This is a genomic window from Streptomyces sp. NPDC059788, assembly GCF_042732265.1.
In the GTDB taxonomy this organism is placed as follows: Bacteria; Actinomycetota; Actinomycetes; order Streptomycetales; family Streptomycetaceae; genus Streptomyces.
Map to the genome: position 1 here is coordinate 69,347 of NZ_JBHWHY010000019.1, position 19,024 is coordinate 88,370.

Here is a 19,024-nt window from a genome sequence, read left to right on the forward strand (position 1 = left end):
AGCCGGGCGGCCCGGGACGGCCGGGCGCGCCATTAACTACCGCTGCTAGTTTTTGGGCGGCGGCCTCTACTATGTGCGCCATGGCCCGACCCCGCAAGCCCCTGCTGAGCCGGGAGCGCATCGTCACCACGGCGCTCGCGCTCATCGACGCGGAGGGCCTGGCGGCCCTGTCCACCCGGCGGCTCGCCGCCGAACTGGGCGTCAGCGGGCCGTCCCTGTACAACCACTTCACGACCAAGGACGAGATCCTGGACGCGGTCGCCGACACGGTGATCTCCGAGGTGGACGTCTCCGCCTTCGGCGCCGGCGCGAACTGGCGGACCGGCCTGCTGGGCTGGGCCCGCTCCTACCGCGCGGCGCTCGCCGCGCACCCGAACATCGTGCCCTTCCTCGCCCAGGGCCCCGGCCGCCGCCCGGCCGGCCTGAAGATGGCGGACGCGGCCTTCGGCGGCATGGTGGAGGCCGGCTGGCCGCCCGCCCAGGCGACCCGGATCTGCGCCATGGTCCGCTACTTCGTCGCGGGCTCCGCGCTGGGCTCCTTCGCGCGCGGCTTCGTGGACGACCCGGGCGCCTACGACCCGGCCGACTACCCCCACCTGGGGCAGGCGCATCTGCTCGCCGAGCACCAGCAGCAGGTCGACGAGGGCGCGTTCGAGACGGGCCTGCTGGCGCTGGTCGACGGGCTGGCGCTGCGCCACCCGGAATCCGCCCCGCCGCCCCACATGTAGCTGTAAGGTACATCCGCCCGGGTGGTCCCGGCGCGGCGCACGCTGCCCGCGACGTGCGCCGCCTGCCTGAGGAGGACGACGTGCGTGATCCGATCGCCGCGCTACGGGGCCGCGGCGCCCCCATGACACGGCACCGCTGGGCCCGGCACGCCGTACACGTACTGCGCGGCCAGGCCCAGGTCGACTTCCTGCCGAGCGCGGTCACCGGCGCGTTCTTCTCGCTGGCGCTGTGCGCCGCGGGCTGGGCGTACGGCCTGTACGGGCTCCTCGGCACCGCGGCGGGCACGGCCACCGCGCACCTGCTCGGCGTGGACCGCGACCGGATCGCCGCGGGCCTCGAAGGCTTCAACGCGTGTCTGGTGGCCGTCGGTTCGGCCGTCTTCCTCGGCCCGGGGCACCTGTCCACCGCGCTGGTCGCGGCCGGTGGCGGCGCGGTGGTCACGGTCGTCACCGCTGCCGTCGGGCGCGTCCTGGGCACCTGGCGGCTGCCGACGCTCACCCTCCCGTTCTGCCTGGTGGCGAGCGCGCTGACGACCGGCGCGCCGGGCTTCGCGCGCCTGTGGCACCAGGGCGCGGGCCCGGCGGCCCTGCCGCGGCCCGGCGGACCGCCGTCCGGGCTGTCGTTCACCGACGTGTGGCACGCGCTGTTCGCCAACGTCGCCCAGGTCTTCTTCATGCCGCAGTGGTACGTCGGCGCGCTCTTCCTCGCCGGGATCTTCGCCGCGAGCCGGACGGCCGGGGCGATGGCGTGCCTGGGCAGCGTGACCGGCACCGGCACCGCGTGGGCGCTGGGCGCGCCGGCGGCACAGCTCGCGTCCGGCGCGGCGGGCTACAACGCCGTGCTGGTCGCGATGGCGCTGTGCGGGGTGTTCCTGAGGACGGGCCGGTGGAGCGCGGCGTACGCGGTGACGGGGGCGGCTGCCGCTACGGTCCTGACCCCGGCCGTGGCCGCCCTCACCGCCCCGTCCGGCGGCCACGCCTTCACCTGGCCGTTCGTCCTGACCACCCTGGTCTTCCTGGCGGCGGCCCCGGCGTTCCCGCGCCTGCGGACGGCCGGGGCGCCGACGGCTGCCGCCGAAGCGACAGCCGCGGAGAGGGCGTCCTCCTAGCGCTGTCGCGCCCCCGCGCCCAGGTACCGCCGTAGCCCCACGAACTCCAGCACCGCGAACACCGCCACCACCACCGCGCCGATCGCCAGGAACACGCTGCCCAGACCGGTGAGCGGCAGCAGCCCGGAGAAGGCCAGAACGAGCATCGCCACGCAGGACAGCGCGTTGCCCGCCACGACGGCCACAGCCGGCCCCGTGGGCACGCGCGGGTAGCCCGCGATCAGGGCGAGAGCCGCGGCGCCGCCCAGCATGGCGATGCCGAAGGGGACCGACCAGGAGACCGGCAGGCCCAGCGGCTCGCTGAGCAGCCCGCCCCCGGCCAGCAGCACGACGCCGAAGGCGAAGGTGCTCCAGCTGTCGATCAGCAGGACCCTGCGCAGCGGCTCCGCCCCGGCCGGCGGCGCGGAACGGGCCGCGACGCCGGTCGTGGCGCCCGTCGTGGTGCTCGTGCTCATACGCGTCTCCTCCTCCGTGGGCGGGCCCGGCCGGAGCGGCCCGGGATACCCGGTCACCGCCGACGATGCCGTGCCGGGGGCAGGGCCTCAATGACCTCCCAGGTCATGGAGCCGATGACCGCCGGTGCGCCGGGGCGCGCCCCCGGGGCTCAGAAGACGACCAGGGCGCGGCCCCCCTTGCCCTCCCGCATCGCCTGGAAGGCGGCGGGGATGCCTTCGAGGCCGATGTGCTCGGTGACCATGCCGGACAGGTCGAGCGCTCCGCTGCGTACGTGTTCGGCGATGCGCGGCAGGTCCGCGGCCGGGTCGCTGTTGCCGTAGACGCAGCCGGACAGCGTACGGCCGAAGTAGAACAGTTCCAGGGCGGAGAAGGTGACCTGCTGGTCCTGGCCGCCGATGCCGACGACGGTGGTGCGCCCGCCGCGCCGGGTGGACGACCAGGCCGTACGGATCGTCTCCGCCCGGCCGACGCACTCGATCGCGACGTCCGCGCCGTGCCCGCCGGTGAGCTCGCGGATGCGCTTGGCGGTGCCGTCCGACGCGACGAGGAACTCGGTGGCGCCCGCGGCGCGGGCCAGCTCCTCCTTCGCCGGGGACACGTCCACGGCCACGATCGGGCCCGCGCCCGCGATCCGCGCGGCCTGGAGGGTGGCCAGGCCCACGCCGCCCGCGCCGAACACCGCGACCGACTCCCCCGCCCGGACCCGTGCGCTGTGGTGCACGGCGCCCCATCCGGTCAGCACCGCGCAGCCCAGCAGGGCCGCGTCGGTGAGCGGCACACCGGCCGGCAGCGGCAGCGCCGCGCGGGCCGGGACGACTGTCTCCTCGGCGAAGACCGCGGTGCCCAGGCCCGGGTAGAGGTCGGTGCCGTCGGCGGCCAGCCGGGCGTACGGAGTGCCCGCCGCGGCCCCGGAGTCCGCGCACAGCCAGGGTTCGGCCAGCCCGCAGAAGTGGCAGTTCCCGCAGGAGGGGGCCCAGTTCAGGACGACCTGGTCGCCCGGGGCCAGGGCGCTGACGCCCGGACCGACGGCGGTGACGGTGCCCGCGCCCTCGTGCCCGAGGACGGCGGGCGCGGGCTGCCGCAGCGTCCCGTCGGACAGCGACAGGTCGGAGTGGCAGACGCCGGCCGCCGCCAGGCGCACGCGCACCTGGCCCGGCCCGGGTCCGGGCAGTTCGATCTCGGCGACCTCCAGCGGGGCACCCACGGCGGTCAGTACGGCGGCACGGGTCATGCGGGCGTGGCTCCTTCGGTTTTCCCGGACGGCGGGGGCTGGGGCGGACGGCCGTTCAGAGCTGGAGGGACTTGGTCTGGAGGTATTCGCCCAGGCCGTGGGGTCCCAGCTCCCGGCCGATGCCGGACTGCTTGTAGCCGCCGAACGGCGCGAGCGGGTTGAAGCGCCCGCCGTTGATGTCGACCTGTCCGGTGTCCAGGCGCCGCGCGAAGGCGACCGCCTCCTCCTCGTCACCGGCCCAGACCGCGCCCGCCAGGCCGTAGACCGTGCCGTTGGCGATCCGTACGGCCTCCTCCTCGTCCGCGTACGGCAGGACCGCGACGACCGGGCCGAAGATCTCCTCCTGCGCGATGGTCATGTCCGGCGTGACGTCGGCGAAGAGCGTCGGGCGGACATAGTAGCCGCGCTCGCGCCCTTCGGGGGCCTCCGGGCCGCCCGCGACGACCCGGGCGCCCTCCTCGATGCCGCGCTCGATGTAGCCGCGGACCCGGTCGCGCTGCTTGGCGCTGACGACCGGGCCGAGGCGGCTGGCGCCGTCCAGCGGGTCGCCCGGCACGTACTTGGCGATGGCCGCCGCGGCCAGTTCCAGCGCTTCGTCGTACCGGTCGGCGGGGACCAGCATGCGGGTCCAGGCGCTGCACGTCTGGCCGGAGTTGGCCATGACGTTGGCGATGTTGACGCCGACGGCCTTGCCGAGGTCGGCGCTGGGCAGCACGACGTTGGCGGATTTGCCGCCGAGTTCGAGGGCGCAGCGCTTGACGGCGGCGCCGGCGATGGCGCCGATCTTCCTGCCGACGGCGGTGGAGCCGGTGAAGGAGACCAGGTCCACGTCCGGGTGTTCGGCCAGCGCCTGCCCGGCGACCGGGCCCAGGCCGGTGACGAGGTTGAACACACCGGGCGGCAGGCCCGCCGCGTCCGCGCACTCGGCGAAGAGCTGGGCGGTCAGCGGGGTGTTCTCGGCGGGCTTGAGGACGATCGTGCAGCCCGCCGCCAGTGCCGGGGCGACCTTGGCGACGATCTGGTGGAGGGGGTAGTTCCAGGGGGTGATGGCGCCGACGACGCCGGCCGGTTCGTGCAGGACGGTGGAGTTGCGGATCTTCTCCTCGAAGGGGTGGGTGGCGGCCAGTTCGGCGTACGAGCCGGCCACCTTGACCGGGACGGCGGCCTGTACCGCCTTGCTGAACGCCAGCGGCGCGCCCAGCTCGGCGGTGATCGTCCCGGCGATCTCCCCGGCGCGCCCGGCGAGCTGGTCGCGCAGCGCGGTCAGCCGGGCGGCGCGCTCGGCGGGCGCGGTGCGGGACCAGGCGGGCAGGGCGGCGCGGGCGGCCCGTACCGCCGCGTCCACGTCCTCGGCGGTACCGGCGGGGACGGTCGCGATGACCCGTTCGTCGGCGGGGTTGACGACCTCGATGGCGTCCGGCCCGGCCGCGGGCCGCCAGCTCCCGTCGATGTACATAGCGTCGTGCTGCTTCACGTCGTCGCCCTCCCACGCCGGCTGCGGTCCCGTGAGCCCCGAAGGTACTCGCCGCCCCCAAACTAGCGGTGGTAGTTTTTGGCCGCCAGCCCCCTCCCCGGCCACCTCGCGCCGCCCCACGGCCCCCGTACGCCTCAGGCGTACGCCCCCCGCATCGCCTCCGTCACCCGCACGAACTCCGATGCGCCGTGTCCGGCGGCGATCGTGCGGTCCATCAGCGACTTGAGCGCGTCGAGCACATCGGTGTTGACGCCGCGGTCCCGGGACGCCTCGACGATGTGCGCGATGCCCGCCGCCTCCATGACGATGCTGCCCTCCCCCGCGCCGTCGAGCCGCCCGCCGGCCAGGTCGCCGGCCATGCCCTTCGCGATCGGCGGGAAGATGCCCGTGATCACGTCCAGGAACGGGGCCAGGTCCGTGGCCGGGACGCCCTCCTCCCCGGCCAGTGTGAAGGCGTGCGCGAGGCCCGCCATGCCGGAGTAGAAGAAGCTCAGCATCGCCAGGTCGTAGACCGCCGCGACACCGTGGTCCGTGCCCAGGAACGGCGCCTTGCCGCCCAGCGCCTTCAGCGTCTCCTGGTACGTGTCGAAGGCCCGCCGCGAGCCGCTGTAGAGGACCGTCGCCCCGGGCGTGCCGATGACCGGCGTCGGCACCATGATCGCGCCGTCCAGGTAGTCGACGCCGTGCCCGGCGGCCCACTCGGCGGCGCGCCGGGAGCGTACCGGGGTGTCGGAGGTGAGGTTGACCAGCACCCGCCCGGCCAGGTCGGCGCCGGCCGGCTCCAGGATGCGGTGGCTGACCTCGTAGTCCACGACGCAGACGACGATCAGTGGACTGGCGGTCACCGCCTCGGTGACGCTCCCGGCCCGTACGGCGCCGCGGGCGACCAGCTCGTCGGCCTTGTGCCCGGAGCGGTTCCATACGGTGGTGGGGTGTCCGGCCCCGAGGAAGGCGCCGGCCAGTGCCCGGCCCATGGCGCCGAGGCCGAGTACGGTCACCGGGGTCCTGCCGGAGCCGGCGGGCGGGGTGGTGGGGGTGGCTGCCATGGATGCGCTCCAACGGTTCGGCGGGCCGGCCCGCTGCCGGGCCCGTCTGGTGCCACCACCCTGCCGAGCAGCGCTTATGGATCGCTTCGGGTTCACTTCGGATGCGCTTCGGGGACTGCCTGAAGGGCGTCCGCAGCCGGGCGCCGGGCCGTCAGCAACGGCTGGAAGTAGCCGCCCTCCGCCGGCTCGTGCCACGCGAGGCGTTCGAACCCGGCGGCCGTGACGAAGCCCCGGACCTGTTCCCTGGTCAGGGCCCACGAGGTGGCCCGCCGGCTGCGCACCTCCCAGGTGTCGCCGCGCGGCAGCAGCTGGATCAGGTCGAAGTCGTAGTGCTCGCCGTCCTCGTGCCACTCCCACAGTTGCAGCGTGACCGCCCGGCCGCCGTCCGGCATGCGGGTGACGCGGGCGGGCAGCACCTCGCGGCGCTCGCGGCGGGCGTCCTCGTACGCGCGCATCCCGAGCAGGAGCTGCCCGCCGGGCCGCAGCACCCGCCGCATGGCGGCGAGGGCCGTCCGTATGCCGTCGGGCGTGATCAGGTGGGCCAGCGAGTTGTCGGCGCACACCACCGCGTCGAACCGGCCGTCGGGGAAGGGCAGCCTGCGCATGTCGGCGGCGGCCGTCGGCAGGCGCAGGCCCCGGGCGGCGGCCTCGGCGCTCGCACGGGCCGCCGCGACCGGGCTCAGGTCCGTGCCGGTGACGGCGTGCCCGGCCGCGGCCAGGCCGATGGCCTGGGTGCCGATGCCGCAGGCGCAGTCGAGGAGGGTGTGCGGCCGGTCGCCGAGCGCGTCCCGTACGTACGCGTCGAGGGCGCGCCCCTGCTGGGCCACCGCGGCGGACCAGTCGGGGTACAACAGGTCGTAGGTCGCGGCGAGTTCGTTGAAGAACCGTTCGAGCGACGGGTTCGGCACGGGGCCACGATAGTGCGGTGTCCGGCCGGCATCACCGGGTGGCGCGGGTTCCGCCGCCGCAGGCCGGTCCGGGGCGTACGGCGGGGGGCGGCGCCGGTGGCTCGTCGGGGCGCTGCGGGTCGCCGGCGGTGCTTTTCGGGGGCGGCGGGCCGGGGGCCTTGCGCGCCGGGCGGGCGGCCACGGCCGCCGAGGCCAGGAGCAGGACGCCGAGCATCGCGAACGGCGCGGCCGTACCGGCCAGCCCGGCCAGCGCGCCCGCCGTCGCGGGGGCCGCGACCTGGCCGAGGCGGTTGCCGGTCAGGCGCAGCGCGAGCGCCGTGCTGCGGGCCGCGTCCGGGGCGGCCTGGACGACCGTGGTCATCGACAGCGGCTGTCCGACGCCGAGGCAGAAGCCCAGTACGGCGAGCATCGCGGCCAGCGCCCAGACGGGTGCGGGCAGCGCCGGCCCGGCGCAGAGCAGCCCCGCCAGGGCGCAGCTGCCCACCATCAGGGGCGTGCGCCCGAGCAGGCGGATCATGGGCGTCATGACCAGCCGGCAGGCGACCGTGGCCGCCGCGCGCAGGCTGAGCAGCAGCCCGACGGTGGCGGGCGCGATGCCGCGGTCCTCGCCGACGACGGGGAGGTAGGCGGTGAGGATGTCGGTCGCGGAGAGCACCGCGAGGCTCATGAAGATTCCGGCCGCGACGCCGCGGGTGCGCAGGATGCCCCGTACGGAGCTGCGTTCCGCCGGTGCCGTACGGTCCCGCGCGGCCCCCGGGGCGTCGGTCGCGCCCCGCGCCGGCTGCTGTTCCAGGCGCCACAGGGACGCGTAGGAGAAGGCGGCGAGGGCCCCGGCGACCAGGAGGGCGGTGGCGCTGGTGGGTGCCATCGCGCCGTCGTGCTCGGAGACGACGAGCCCGGCGGCGACCGGGCCGACGAGCTGGCCGAGGGAGGCGCCGATGGTGAAGTGGCCGAAATTGCGGTCGCGTTCGTCGGGGGCGCTGCGGCGGGCGACGATGGACTGGGCGCCGATGACGAAGCACAGGTGGCCCAGGCCCATCACCCCGCTCCAGGCGGCCATGGCCGGCAGCGAGCCCGCCACACCGCTCAGCGCGCAGCCGCCGGCGATCAGCGCGACGCCGACGACGAGCAGCGGGGCGCAGCGGCCGTGGTCGGTGCGGCGGCCGAGCGGCACGGCCACCAGCAGCGGCAGCAGCGCGTACACCGCCGTGATCACGCCGATCGCCCGCTCGTCGGCGCCCAGCGCCAGCGCCCGGTAGGAGACGGCGGGCCGGGCCATGCTCACCGCCGCCTGGGCGAAGGAGAACGTGACGACGAGGCGCAGCAGCCAGCCCCGGCCGGGCGTCGAGGTGCCCACGGGTCAGATGATCCCGTACAGCAGGCCGGCGGCCAGGACGACCAGGGAGGTCAGCACCGCCCATTTCACGGTGAACCGGGTGTGGTCGCCGAACTCCACCTTCGCCATGCCGACCAGGACGTAGACGGCGGGCACGAGCGGGCTGGACATGTGCAGGGCCTGGCCGACGAGGGAGGCGCGGGCGATCTCCAGGGCGCCCACGCCGTGTGCGGCGCCCGCCTCGGCGAGGATCGGGACGATGCCGAAGTAGAAGCCGTCGTTGGACATGAAGTACGTGAGCGGGATGCTCAGGACGCCGGTGACGAGGCCCATGTGCGGGCCGAGTGCGTCGGGGATGCCGTCGACGAGCCAGCGGGCCATGTGCTCGACCATGCCGGTGCCGGTCAGGACGCCGGTGAAGACGGCGGCGGCGAAGACCATGCCGGAGACGTTCAGGACGTTCTCGGCGTGTGCGGCGATCCGTGCCTTCTGGTCCGTCATGTGCGGGAAGTTGACGGTGAGCGCGGTGGCGGCGCCGAGGAGGAAGAGCACCGGGATGGGCAGCGTCTGCAGGACGAGCAGGACCAGCAGGGCGACGGTGAGTGCGGCGTTGAACCAGTAGAGCCCGGGGCGCAGGGTGGCGCGGTGCGGGTCCAGGCCCTGGAAGTCGTCGCCGGTGCCGGGAGCCTGCGCGTCGCCGGTGCCGGCCTCCGGGAGCGCCGTACCGTTTCCGCCGCCGGCCGCCGTCGCGGGCCGGGCCTTGGACGTGCGCAGCGCCGCCGTACGGAAGACGGTCGTACGGATTCGGGCGCCGAAGTTCCCGGCCGCGGCGGCGAGCACGGGCTCGCCCTCCGTGCGCCGGGGCACCGCGTGCTCCGCGGCGGTCCCGGCGTCGTCGAGCGTGAGCAGGCCCAGCCGCTTGCGTTCGCGGCGGCCGAGGACGTACGCCAGCAAGAACACCGCGACCAGCCCCGTTGCCAGCGCCGGAACCATGGGCACGAAGATGTCGCCGGCGTCCAGCTTGAGGGCGGTGGCGGCGCGGGCGGTCGGGCCGCCCCAGGGGACGGTGTTCATCACGCCGTTGGCGGTGGCGGCGACGCCCGTCATGACCACCAGGCTCATCTTCAGGCGGCGGTAGAGCGGGTAGAGCGCGGACACCGTGATCATGAAGGTGGTGGAGCCGTCGCCGTCGAGCGAGACGATCGCGGCGAGCAGCGCGGTGCCGACGACGACCCGTACCGGGTCCGCCTTGCAGAACCGCAGGATGCCCCGGACGACCGGGTCGAAGAGTCCGACGTCGATCATCACGCCGAAGTAGATGATGGCGAACATCAGCATCGCGGCGGTCGGCGCCAGGTCGCCCACGCCCTTGAGGACGTAGTCGCCCAGGTGGGCCCCCTTGCCCACCAGGACGCAGAACAGCGCGGGGATCAGGATGAGCGCTGCCATCGGCGACATCTTCTTCGTCATGATCAGCACCAGGAAGGTGGCGATCATGACGAATCCGAGGACTGTCAGCATGGGGGTACCTCACGTTCACCTTTGAACACCGCCCGGGACGGCGGTCGAGGCGACGCTAGGTGGCCGAAACTTTCGTTAACAAGGTCTTGACGCGCGAGCAATACGAGCAAAACAGCGGGCCGCGCCGGACGGCCGTACAACGGGCCGCGCACGGCGCGCCCGTCCCCCGCCGTCCGCCCCTCCACCGGCGTCAGTCCAGGTACCGCGACAGATAGGCGCGCACCAGCACCTTCGCCTCGGCGACGATCGCCGGGTCGCCGGCGGGGTCCGTGCGGAAGGCGAGCTGGAGCAGGGCGTCGGCCGCCTCCACCGCGACGAGGAACGCCGTACGCAGCGCGCCGTCCGCCGGGTCGAGCCCCAGCGGCCCGGCCAGCAGGCCGAGCAGTCTGTCCGCGACCAGGTGGTTGGCCTCGCGGGTGCCCTGGGGCACCGGGACGGTGAACTCCACCAGCGCGAAGCCCGGCACCTCGCGCTTCATGGCCAGGTACTCGTCGACGACGACGTCCATGGCGCGCCGCCAGTCGGTGCCGCCCGCCGGGTCCCCGGCCAGGCGGTGGGTGATCCGGTCGCCGTAGACGGCCAGGTTGCGGTGGGCCAGCGCCTGCACCATCGCCCCCTTGTCGGTGAAGAAGCGGTACACCGAGCCGATGGGGACCCCGGCGCGCCGGGCGACCTCGCGGGTGCTCAGCGCGTCGTAGCCCGTCTCGTCGAGGAGCCCGGCGCAGGCGTCGAGGATGCGGGTGAGGCGTTCGGCGCTGCGCCGCTGGACGGGTACACGCCGGAGCGCGGGGAGCTGCTGCACGGTTGCATCCTGCCCGCGGCAGGTGGCCGAGAGTCTCCGTTGACGGGCCGGGTCCGCAATCCTAAGGTCCTCCATAGGATTTGCTGGATTCTCTTGAGCGGCGGGAGCGCGCGATGACCGGCACGGGCAACGAGCGGGCGAGGAAGACGGCCGAGGGGCTCGCGTACACCGCGGGCTTCGGCAACGAGCACAGCTCCGAGGCGGTCACCGGCGCGCTGCCGGTGGGGCGCAACTCCCCCCAGCGCGCCCCCCTGGGGCTGTACGCGGAGCAGCTGAGCGGTTCGGCCTTCACCGAGCCGCGCGCCCACAACCGCCGTACGTGGCTCTACCGCGTCCGCCCGTCCGCCGCGCACCCCGCGTTCGAGCGGATGGACAACGGAGCGGTCCACGGCGCCCCCTTCACCGAGACCGCGCCCGACCCCAACCGCCTGCGCTGGAACCCACTGCCCGCACCGGAGGCCCCCACCGACTTCCTGGCCGGTCTGTGGACCCTGGGCGGCAACGGCGACGCCACCCAGCGCACCGGCATGGCCATCCACCTCTACCACGCCAACACCTCCATGGAACGCCGGGTGTTCAGCGACGCGGACGGCGAACTGCTGATCGTGCCCGAGCACGGCGGCCTGCTGATCCGCACCGAACTGGGCCTGCTGCGCGCCGAACCGGGACACGTCGCGCTGATCCCGCGCGGCGTCCGCTTCCGTGTCGAGCTGCTCGACACCACCGCCCGCGGCTACGTCTGTGAGAACTACGGACAGCCCTTCCAGCTCCCCGACCTGGGCCCGATCGGCGCCAACGGCCTCGCGAACGCGCGGGACTTCCTCGCGCCGACCGCCGCGTACGAGGACGAGGAGGGCCCCTTCGAGGTCGTCAACAAGTTCTGCGGCAACCTCTGGAAGGCGACGTACGGCCACTCGCCGCTGGACGTCGTGGCCTGGCACGGCAACCACGTCCCCTACGTCTACGACCTGCGCCGCTTCAACGTCATCGGCTCGATCAGCTACGACCACCCGGACCCCTCGATCTTCACCGTGCTGACCTCGCCGTCCGACACCCCGGGCCTGGCGGGCGTGGACTTCGTGGTCTTCGCGCCGCGCTGGCTGGTCGGCGAGGACACCTTCCGGCCGCCCTACTTCCACCGGAACGTGATGAGCGAGTACATGGGACTCGTCGAGGGCGCCTACGACGCCAAGGCGGAGGGCTTCGTACCGGGCGGCGGTTCGCTGCACAACATGATGTCCGCGCACGGCCCGGACCGGGAGACCTTCGACCGGGCGAGCGCGGCCGAGCTGAAGCCGCAGAAGATCGACGACGGGCTGGCGTTCATGTTCGAGACCCGCTGGCCGGTCACGCTCACCGGGCAGGCGGCCGGCGCCGACCATCTGCAAAGCGGTTACGACCAGGTGTGGCAAGGTCTTGAGCGCCACTTCCGTCCCTGACCGGTAACCGCCCCGGCCCCTGATAGGGAGTCGTCCGTGACCACCTTCGCCCCCGACTCGCTGGACCTGAACCGCAAGCTGCCGCTGTGGTACCAGGTCTCGCAGTCGCTGCGCGCGTCCATACTCGGCCGCTCCCCCGGCGCCCCGCTGCGCCTGCCGACCGAGGACGCGCTCGCCGCGCACTACGGCGTGAGCGTGCTGACCATGCGCCAGGCGCTCAAGGAGCTGGAGACGGAGGGGCTGATCAGCCGGCACCGCAGGCGCGGCACGTTCATCGAGCCGAGCGCGCGGCGCGGGGCGCCCGTGCGGCTGCTCGGTTCGGTGGACGCGATCGTGGCCCAGCAGTCCGGTATGCGCACCGAACTGCTGGGCCACGGCCCGGCCGCCGTGCCGTCCGAACTGGCGGAGTTCTTCCCCGGCCTGGTGGAGGTGGCCGCGTACCGCAGGCTGCGCAGCGACGAGAAGACCGGCGAGCCGACGAACCACGCGGTCAATTTCCTGCGCCCGGACGTCGCCGCCCGGGTGGATCTCGCGGACCTGGCGCGCTGGCCGATGACCAAGGTGCTGCGGGACTCGGTGGGCGTCGCGATCAGCCGGATCACGGACACGGTCGAGGCGCGGCTGGCCGACCCGGAGACCGCCCGACTGCTCCATGTGCCGCTGCTCAGCCCGATCCTGCACTACACGGGCATCACCTACGACCAGGACGGGCGGGTGGTGGACGTGGCCCGCATCCACTACCGGGGCGATCGTTTCTCCTTCACCGTCACCCTCGATGCGCACTGAGCGGGGGTTGAGGAACATCCATGTCAGATCGTGCGTTGAGCCCTCGCGACCCCAATTGACCCTTTGACCTGGGCTGATCGTACGGCGCAGCCTTCGCGGGTCGATATCGTCGATCTTCGGAGGACCGGGTGGCAGTCGAGTTCCTGTCTGATCAACAGGCAGCCCAATACGCGGCGTTCAACGGAGCGCCGTCTCGTGTGGAGCTGGAGCGGTACTTCTTCCTGGATGACTCGGATCTGGAGAAAGTGCAGGCCAAGCGGCGTGCGCACAACCGGCTCGGCTTCGCGGTCCAGCTGACGAGCGTGCGCTACCTGGGCTGGTTTATGCCGGACCCGCGGCAGGTGCCGGTGCAGGTCGCCGAGTACCTCGCCGAGCAGTTGGGGATTGCGGATGCGTCGTGCCTGAAGGAGTACGGCGAGCGGGACGGGACGGCCCGCACACACGCTGGTGAGATCCAGGAGGCCGGAGGCTGGCGTGACTTCGCCGAGGTGCGCGACGAGCTGAGCGAGTGGCTGGATGCGCGGGCCTGGACGACCGGCGACGGGCCGAAGTCGCTGTTCGACGCAGCGGCCGGGTGGCTGTGCGAGCGCCGGGTGCTGCTGCCCGGGGCGAGCCGTCTGGCCCGGCTGGTGGGCACGGTTCGGGAGACGGCGAACAACCGCCTGTGGGACACCCTGTACGGCCTGCTGAGCACCGGCCAGCAGGCGGTGCTGGACTCGCTGTTGTCCGTTCCGCCAGGCGCCCGGATCTCGGAGCTGGACCGGCTGCGCCGGGGGCCGGTGCGGATCTCCGGGTCCCAGATGAAGCGGGCTCTGGAGCGAGCACGAGAGATCGCGGCCTTCGGGATGGGCGAGGTGGACGTGTCCGCGATACCGCCGCGGCGGCTGGCGGAGCTGTCCCGGTACGGGATCGACGGCAAGGCGTCGCTGCTCAGGCGGCACGGTGACTCCCGGCGCCTGGCCACGCTGCTGGCCACTGCGGTCTACCTGACGTCCCGGGAGGTCGATGACGCCCTGGACCTGCTGGAGGTGCTGATCGCGACGAAGCTGCTGGCCAGGGCCGAGCGGGACACGGCGAAGGAGAAGCTGAAGACCCTGCCGCGGGTAGAGCGCGCGTCGGCGAAGCTGGCCGCCGCGTTCCAGATCGTGTTCGACAGCACCAGCGAGCAGGTCGACACCGACACCGGGGAGATCACCCCGCCCGAGGTGGAGACGCTGGAGGCGATGTGGGAGCGGATCGAGCAGGTGGTGCCCCGGCACGAGCTGGCGTCGGCGATCGCTGTGCTGTTCGAGCTGACTCCGCCGCTCGACTCGGACGCGGACGAGGCATGGCGGGCCCAGCTGGTCACCCGGTTCGGCACCGTGCGGCCGTTCCTGAAGCTCCTGGTGACGGTGGTCGACTTCGACGCTACCCCGGAGGGCCTGCCGGTCCTGAAGGCGTTGAAGTCACTGCCAGACCTGATGGGGCGCAGGTTCGTCGTCCCCGTGCCGTCGGTGTACGCGCGGCCGAACCCGAAGTACTTCGGGCGCCGGGGCGGCGCGACCTGGCTGAACATGATCAACGACCAGGCGGCGGGGCTCGGCGGGAAGGTGGTGGCCGGCACCCCGCGCGACTCGCTGTACGTGCTGGACGTCCTCTACGACCGCGACGGCGGCAAGCGCCCCCAGATGATCGTCACGGACACCGCTTCGTACAGCGACATCGTCTTCGGCCTGCTCACGCTCGCTGGGTTCGCGTACGCCCCGCAGCTCGCCGACCTGCCGGACCAGAAGATGTGGCGCATCGACCGTACCGCCGACTACGGCGCCTTCCAGGACGCTGCCCGCGGCCGGGGCGATCTCGCCCGTATCGAACGGCACTGGGAGGACATCCTGCGGATCATCGGCTCCATCCACACCGGAGCCGTGCGCGCGTACGACGTCATCCGGATGCTGTCGCGGGACGGGCACCGACCCCGCTCGGCGACGCGATCGCCCACTACGGGCGGATCGCCAAGTCCCTCCACATCCTGCGCTTGGCCGATGAGCCCGGCTACCGCAGGCAGATCAAGAGCCAGGCCAACCTTCAGGAGGGCCGCCACTCCCTCGCTCGGAAGATCTTCCACGGCCGCTCAGGGCAGCTCTACCAGCGCTACCAGGACGGAATGGAGGACCAGATCGGCGCCCTGGGCCTTGTCCTCAACGCCCTGGTGCTGTTCAACACCCGGTACATGGACGCCGCGGTGAACCAGCTGCGGGTGGACGGCTTCGACGTCCGTGACGAGGACGTGGCCCGCCTCTCGCCGTTCGTGCGGCACCACATCAACATGCTCGGCCGGTACTCCTTCCATCTCCCCGACCTGCCCGGCGGCCTGCGGCCCCTGCGCGACCCTGACACTGTGGAGCCGTAAGGGAGCCGGGTCGGGGGTCTCGCGGAGGAGTCTTCGCCTCCGCCAGACCCCCGACTGATCAGCCGAGGCCGAGCTGGCGCGTGGCGGCCTCGACGGTCTGCGCGAGGAGAACGGCGATGGTCATGGGGCCGACGCCGCCGGGGACGGGGGTGATCAGGCCGGCCCGGTGCCGGGCGGTCTCAAAGTCGACGTCGCCGACGTTGCCAGGGTTATAGCCCGCGTCGATCACCACGGCGCCAGGCTTGATATCCGCTCCGGCGATGAAGCGCGAACGACCGACAGCGGCGACCAGGACGTCGGCCTCGCGCACGATTGAGGGCAGGTCGACGGTGCGGGAATGGCAGTAGGTCACCGTGGCGTCCCGTCCGAGCAGGAGCATGCCGACGGGCTTGCCCAGGATGGCGCTGCGCCCCACCACGACGGCGTGCTTGCCTGCGAGGTCGACTCCGTACTCGTCCAGCAGGCGCATGATCCCGCCGGGAGTGCAGGAGACGAAGCCGGGCAGGCCGAAGCTCATCGCCGCGAAGGAGTGCATGGTGACCCCGTCGACATCCTTGTCCGGGACGATCGCCTCGAACGCGGCGCGCTCGTCGATGTGCTTCCCCACGGGATGCTGCAGCAGGATGCCGTGGACAGTCGGATCCGTGGAGAGTGCGGTGATGATCTCGACCAGGCCAGCGGTGCTCACTGAGCTGGGCAGGGCCACGTGGTGCGACAGGATGCCGGCCTTCTCGCACCTGGAACGCTTCATCCGGACATACGTGACCGAGGCCGGGTCGTCTCCCACCAGCACGGTCGCCAGACAGGGCGCTGTCCCGGTGCGTTGACGAATGTCTGCGGCGGCTGCCGAACTGGTCTCGGTGATGCGTCGGGCGAGGTCGGTGCCGCTCATCAGCCGCGCCGGGTGGATATCAGTCACGTCTCACTCCTGAGCTCTACACGAGTCGCCCAGGCGCACGGCATTGACGAGATGTCAGGCCGCTCCCCGGTGGTACTCCACCCCAGCGCCAGTCACGGCCCACCTCTCACCTTAGTCGAGAGGGGCGTTGATGTCGGGCTCTTGGGTGGGGGAACGATCAGCGCCTGCTGTCGCCGGGGGCAAGCAAGGAGGTGACCTCAGCGATCGCCTCTGGGGAGGGTTTGAAGTAGCGACGGACGTTCTCCGCCTTCTTGTGGCGTGACTTCGCCATCAACATCAGCAGCAACGCGCCCTGTTCGCCGAGGTGGGTCAGGGCGGAATGGCGGTACTCGTGCAGGTCCCAGCCGGTGCCCGGTCCGCGCACGGCAGTGTGCTCATCGAGGAGGGCACGGGCCTGGCCGTAGGAGAGGCGGGCCAGGCCGGTGCCCGCGCAGACGTCGCGCGGGCTGACGACCTTATCCGGGCCGGGGCGGCGGTGGGTGACGAACACCGGTCCGCGGGTGCGGCCTCGCAGCAGCCGGGGCAGGAGCCGGGCGGTGCCGGCGTCCCAGTAGGCGGTCTCCAGCACAAAGTTCTCGCGCGCCTGTCCGCGGCGGCGGGCCTTGCTGCGGGCGCCCTTGACCTTGACTGGGCACCGGCGGGCGGCGAGGTCCAGGTCCTCGATGTTCACGCCGAGGATCTCCTCTGCGCGGGCGGCGGTCTCGTAGAGCATTCGCCACAGCGTCTTCTCCCGCAGGTGGACCTCGCGCCGGGCGATGAGCCGGTCCACGGCCATCTTCGAGCGGGCCGGGGTCTCGGAGTCGGGCACCGCCAGCCGCTTCGTCCAGGCCGGGACCGCCGGACCGTCGTAGCCGTACTCCGCGCACCAGCCCAGCCAGGAGAGCACCGCCGCCCGGCGGGCGTTCCAGGTGTTGACCGCCGCGGTGCCCCACAGCAGTTCCAGGGCCTCGCCGATCTCGTCGTCCGCGACCGAACCGAGCGGGCGGGCCTCTCCGATCCGCTCGGCGGTCTTGCCGACGCCGGTCGAGTAGCTGCGGACGGTGTTCGGGTTGCGGAGCGAGTCGAGGAAGGCGTCGGCCGCCGCGCGAACGGTCAAGGCCTTCCCGGCTGGCAGTTGCACGACGGTGGGCACCGCTTCCCCCTTGCCACGGATAACAGGGCCGCTTCACGTACGGCCCGGAGAACGTCACCACAGGTGACGAACTAAGGTTCCGCAGATATTGGGGTGTTATCTGCGGCAAGACTTCAGACCGTCCCTGCCGCCCAAGCCCCGTCAGTCGCCCACCAGGGCCGACGTCGGCTTAGCGCACGATCTGACATGGATGTTCCTCAACCTCCTGAGCCGCGCCCCCGCGCTCAGATCCGCTCCAGGCTCCGCCCCGTACTGCGCGGCCCGAGCAGGGCCACGTTCAGGCACAGCAGCAGCATCAGCGCGGCGGAGCCGGTGAACACGGCGCCGGGCCCCAGGCGCGCCAGCACGCTCAGCGCGACGAACGGCAGTATCACCGAGGTCAGCCGGGACAGCGAGTAGGCGATGCCGATGGCGCTGCTGCGCAGGGCGGTCGGGAAGATCTCGGTCTGGTAGACGTGGAAGGCGTTGGAGAAGACGTTGCTGCACACGGTCAGTGCGAAGCCCGCGCCCACGATCAGCCAGGCCGGGCCGGCGAAGCCGAAGGCCAGTCCGCACCCGGCCATGCCCAGCGCCGAGGCGATGATCAGGGTCCTGCGCTCGATGCGGTCGATGAGCGGTACGGACAGCGCCGAGCCGATCGGATAGCCGCAGAAGCTGAGGGCGGCGTAGCTCAGCGACGCGGTGACGGTGTGGCCCTTGGCCGTCAGCACGACCGGCGCCAGCGACCCGAAGCCGTAGTAGCCGACGGTCTGGAGGACCTGGAAGATCCACCACATGACCGTACGGCGCCGGTGGTCGCCGCGGAACATCTCGCCCAGCGGGACGCGGCGCTGCGGCACCTCCTCCGCCGCGGCGACCGACGGCAGCGTGCCGCCGGTCTCCCGGGCGACGCGCTCCTCGATGTCCGAGACGATCCGCGCCGCCTCCGTCTCCCGGCCCTGCACGGCGAGCCAGCGCGGCGACTCGGGCAGCCGGGCGCGCATCAGCTGGATGAACGCCGCGCCCAGCGCGCCCGCCACCAGCAGCCAGCGCCAGCCCTCGATGCCGAACAGTTCGCGGGTGGCCACCAGGCGGGCCCCGACGAAGGCGGCCACCGGCACGCCGAGGAAGCCGAAGGTGTAGGCCCAGGCGATGTACCGGCCGCGTACGGCGCGCGGCAGGAACTCGGCGAGGTAGGTATCCACCAGGGTCAGTTCGGCGCCGAGGCCGAGCCCGGCCAGGAAGCGCAGCGCCATCAGCCACCCGGCGTCCGGCGCGAAGGCGCACAGGAGCGAGAAGAGGGAGTACCCGCCCAGGTTGACCAGGAACATCCGGCGCCGCCCGAACCGGTCCGCGAGCACCGACAGCACGCCCGCGCCCACGAACATGCCGAGGAACCCGGCCGCGATCACCCAGGACTTGGCGGTGTGGTCCAGGTGCCAGCGCTCGGCGAGCACTGCGGCCAGCACCCCGCCGAGGAAGATCTCGTAGAGGTCGAAGAAGGCGCCGACGCCGACGGTGAGGGTCAGGCGGCGGTGCCAGCGGGACGGCGGCAGCCGGTCCAGCCGGGCTCCCGCCCGCGCCCCGGTGAGCTGCGTGGCGGTCATGGTGCTCCTCCCGGCGGACGGCGGCGGCACGGTGTACGGCCAGGACGGTACCCGTCGTTGATCACTCGGAAAAGACCGCCACCGGCCGCCGCCGTTACGATGCCCTCAGCGAACCGAGCGCACCGATGGTCCAGGGAGGGCGACCGCGTGACGGTGACACAG

15 protein-coding genes, 1 pseudogene and 1 riboswitch are annotated in these 19,024 nt (G+C 72.8%); of the genes and pseudogenes, 5 read left to right on the forward strand and 11 right to left on the reverse strand.

The annotated features are described in order from the left end of the window. Positions 1-80: 80 nt before the first annotated feature. Both ACFV57_RS18370 and ACFV57_RS18375 read left to right on the forward strand, forming a co-directional pair. Positions 81-728 carry a TetR/AcrR family transcriptional regulator gene (locus tag ACFV57_RS18370; protein ID WP_385232730.1) on the forward strand — a complete coding sequence of 216 codons (648 nt, stop codon included), beginning with the start codon at positions 81-83 and terminating at the stop codon, positions 726-728. Between the two features lie 80 nt (positions 729-808). Beyond that, a complete protein-coding gene (locus tag ACFV57_RS18375; protein ID WP_385232733.1) occupies positions 809-1,837 on the forward strand; it encodes an urea transporter in 1,029 nt (342 codons plus the stop codon). Here the strand turns inward: ACFV57_RS18375 and ACFV57_RS18380 are convergent. The 8 genes from ACFV57_RS18380 to ACFV57_RS18415 form a co-directional block, all read right to left on the reverse strand. After that, entirely contained in the window at positions 1,834-2,292 is a 459-nt protein-coding gene (locus ACFV57_RS18380) for a hypothetical protein (RefSeq protein ID WP_385232736.1), read from the reverse strand. The genes ACFV57_RS18375 and ACFV57_RS18380 overlap by 4 nt on opposite strands. 149 nt (positions 2,293-2,441) lie before the next feature. After that, positions 2,442-3,524 carry a Zn-dependent alcohol dehydrogenase gene (locus ACFV57_RS18385; protein ID WP_385232739.1) on the reverse strand — a complete coding sequence of 361 codons (1,083 nt, stop codon included), beginning with the start codon at positions 3,522-3,524 and terminating at the stop codon, positions 2,442-2,444. 55 nt (positions 3,525-3,579) lie between these two features. Then, positions 3,580-4,998 (reverse strand): aldehyde dehydrogenase family protein, encoded by a 1,419-nt coding sequence (locus tag ACFV57_RS18390; protein WP_385232742.1) that lies wholly within the window; start codon positions 4,996-4,998, stop codon positions 3,580-3,582. A 134-nt stretch (positions 4,999-5,132) separates the two neighbouring features. Beyond that, complete coding sequence (locus ACFV57_RS18395; RefSeq protein WP_385232745.1) at positions 5,133-6,044, reverse strand: NAD(P)-dependent oxidoreductase; 912 nt, start codon at positions 6,042-6,044, stop codon at positions 5,133-5,135. 92 nt (positions 6,045-6,136) lie between these two features. Continuing rightward, positions 6,137-6,952 carry a methyltransferase domain-containing protein gene (locus ACFV57_RS18400; RefSeq protein ID WP_385232748.1) on the reverse strand — a complete coding sequence of 272 codons (816 nt, stop codon included), beginning with the start codon at positions 6,950-6,952 and terminating at the stop codon, positions 6,137-6,139. A 31-nt stretch (positions 6,953-6,983) separates the two neighbouring features. After that, entirely contained in the window at positions 6,984-8,309 is a 1,326-nt protein-coding gene (locus tag ACFV57_RS18405) for an MFS transporter (protein WP_385232751.1), read from the reverse strand. Positions 8,310-8,312: 3 nt separating this feature from the next. Next, positions 8,313-9,809 (reverse strand): CitMHS family transporter, encoded by a 1,497-nt coding sequence (locus ACFV57_RS18410; protein WP_385232754.1) that lies wholly within the window; start codon positions 9,807-9,809, stop codon positions 8,313-8,315. 190 nt (positions 9,810-9,999) lie between these two features. After that, the gene (locus ACFV57_RS18415) at positions 10,000-10,611 is read right to left on the reverse strand and encodes a TetR family transcriptional regulator (RefSeq protein WP_385232757.1); all 612 of its coding nucleotides are present in this window, start codon (positions 10,609-10,611) and stop codon (positions 10,000-10,002) included. Between the two features lie 113 nt (positions 10,612-10,724). Between ACFV57_RS18415 and hmgA the strand changes: the two genes are divergently transcribed. From hmgA to ACFV57_RS18430, 3 genes and pseudogenes are all read left to right on the forward strand, one after another. Beyond that, complete coding sequence (gene hmgA, locus ACFV57_RS18420) at positions 10,725-12,050, forward strand: homogentisate 1,2-dioxygenase (RefSeq protein WP_385232760.1); 1,326 nt, start codon at positions 10,725-10,727, stop codon at positions 12,048-12,050. A gap of 36 nt (positions 12,051-12,086) precedes the next feature. Continuing rightward, positions 12,087-12,836 carry a GntR family transcriptional regulator gene (locus ACFV57_RS18425; RefSeq protein WP_385232763.1) on the forward strand — a complete coding sequence of 250 codons (750 nt, stop codon included), beginning with the start codon at positions 12,087-12,089 and terminating at the stop codon, positions 12,834-12,836. Positions 12,837-12,964: 128 nt separating this feature from the next. Continuing rightward, positions 12,965-15,225 (forward strand): annotated as a pseudogene (locus ACFV57_RS18430) (Tn3 family transposase). 58 nt (positions 15,226-15,283) lie between these two features. On the opposite strand, the gene ACFV57_RS18435 reads toward ACFV57_RS18430, so the two are convergent. From ACFV57_RS18435 to ACFV57_RS18445, 3 genes are all read right to left on the reverse strand, one after another. Next, a complete protein-coding gene (locus tag ACFV57_RS18435; RefSeq protein ID WP_385232990.1) occupies positions 15,284-16,117 on the reverse strand; it encodes a bifunctional 5,10-methylenetetrahydrofolate dehydrogenase/5,10-methenyltetrahydrofolate cyclohydrolase in 834 nt (277 codons plus the stop codon). 47 nt (positions 16,118-16,164) lie between these two features. After that, a riboswitch (ZMP/ZTP riboswitch) is annotated at positions 16,165-16,250 on the reverse strand. A gap of 51 nt (positions 16,251-16,301) precedes the next feature. Continuing rightward, positions 16,302-17,276, reverse strand: a complete 975-nt coding sequence (locus ACFV57_RS18440; RefSeq protein WP_385232766.1) for a tyrosine-type recombinase/integrase — start codon at positions 17,274-17,276, stop codon at positions 16,302-16,304. Positions 17,277-17,500: 224 nt separating this feature from the next. Further along, positions 17,501-18,862, reverse strand: a complete 1,362-nt coding sequence (locus tag ACFV57_RS18445) for an MFS transporter (RefSeq protein WP_385232769.1) — start codon at positions 18,860-18,862, stop codon at positions 17,501-17,503. Positions 18,863-19,024: the final 162 nt, after the last annotated feature.

Excerpts from the sequence above, each read along its gene's own strand:
- ACFV57_RS18410 (WP_385232754.1), bottom strand. The coding sequence starts at position 9,809 with ATGCTGACAGTCCTCGGATTCGTCATGATCGCCACCTTCCTGGTGCTG.
- ACFV57_RS18380 (WP_385232736.1), bottom strand. The coding sequence starts at position 2,292 with ATGAGCACGAGCACCACGACGGGCGCCACGACCGGCGTCGCGGCCCGT.
- ACFV57_RS18395 (WP_385232745.1), bottom strand. The coding sequence starts at position 6,044 with ATGGCAGCCACCCCCACCACCCCGCCCGCCGGCTCCGGCAGGACCCCG.
- ACFV57_RS18370 (WP_385232730.1), top strand. The coding sequence starts at position 81 with ATGGCCCGACCCCGCAAGCCCCTGCTGAGCCGGGAGCGCATCGTCACC.
- ACFV57_RS18435 (WP_385232990.1), bottom strand. The coding sequence starts at position 16,117 with ATGAGCGGCACCGACCTCGCCCGACGCATCACCGAGACCAGTTCGGCA.
- hmgA (WP_385232760.1), top strand. The coding sequence starts at position 10,725 with ATGACCGGCACGGGCAACGAGCGGGCGAGGAAGACGGCCGAGGGGCTC.
- ACFV57_RS18385 (WP_385232739.1), bottom strand. The coding sequence starts at position 3,524 with ATGACCCGTGCCGCCGTACTGACCGCCGTGGGTGCCCCGCTGGAGGTC.
- ACFV57_RS18445 (WP_385232769.1), bottom strand. The coding sequence starts at position 18,862 with ATGACCGCCACGCAGCTCACCGGGGCGCGGGCGGGAGCCCGGCTGGAC.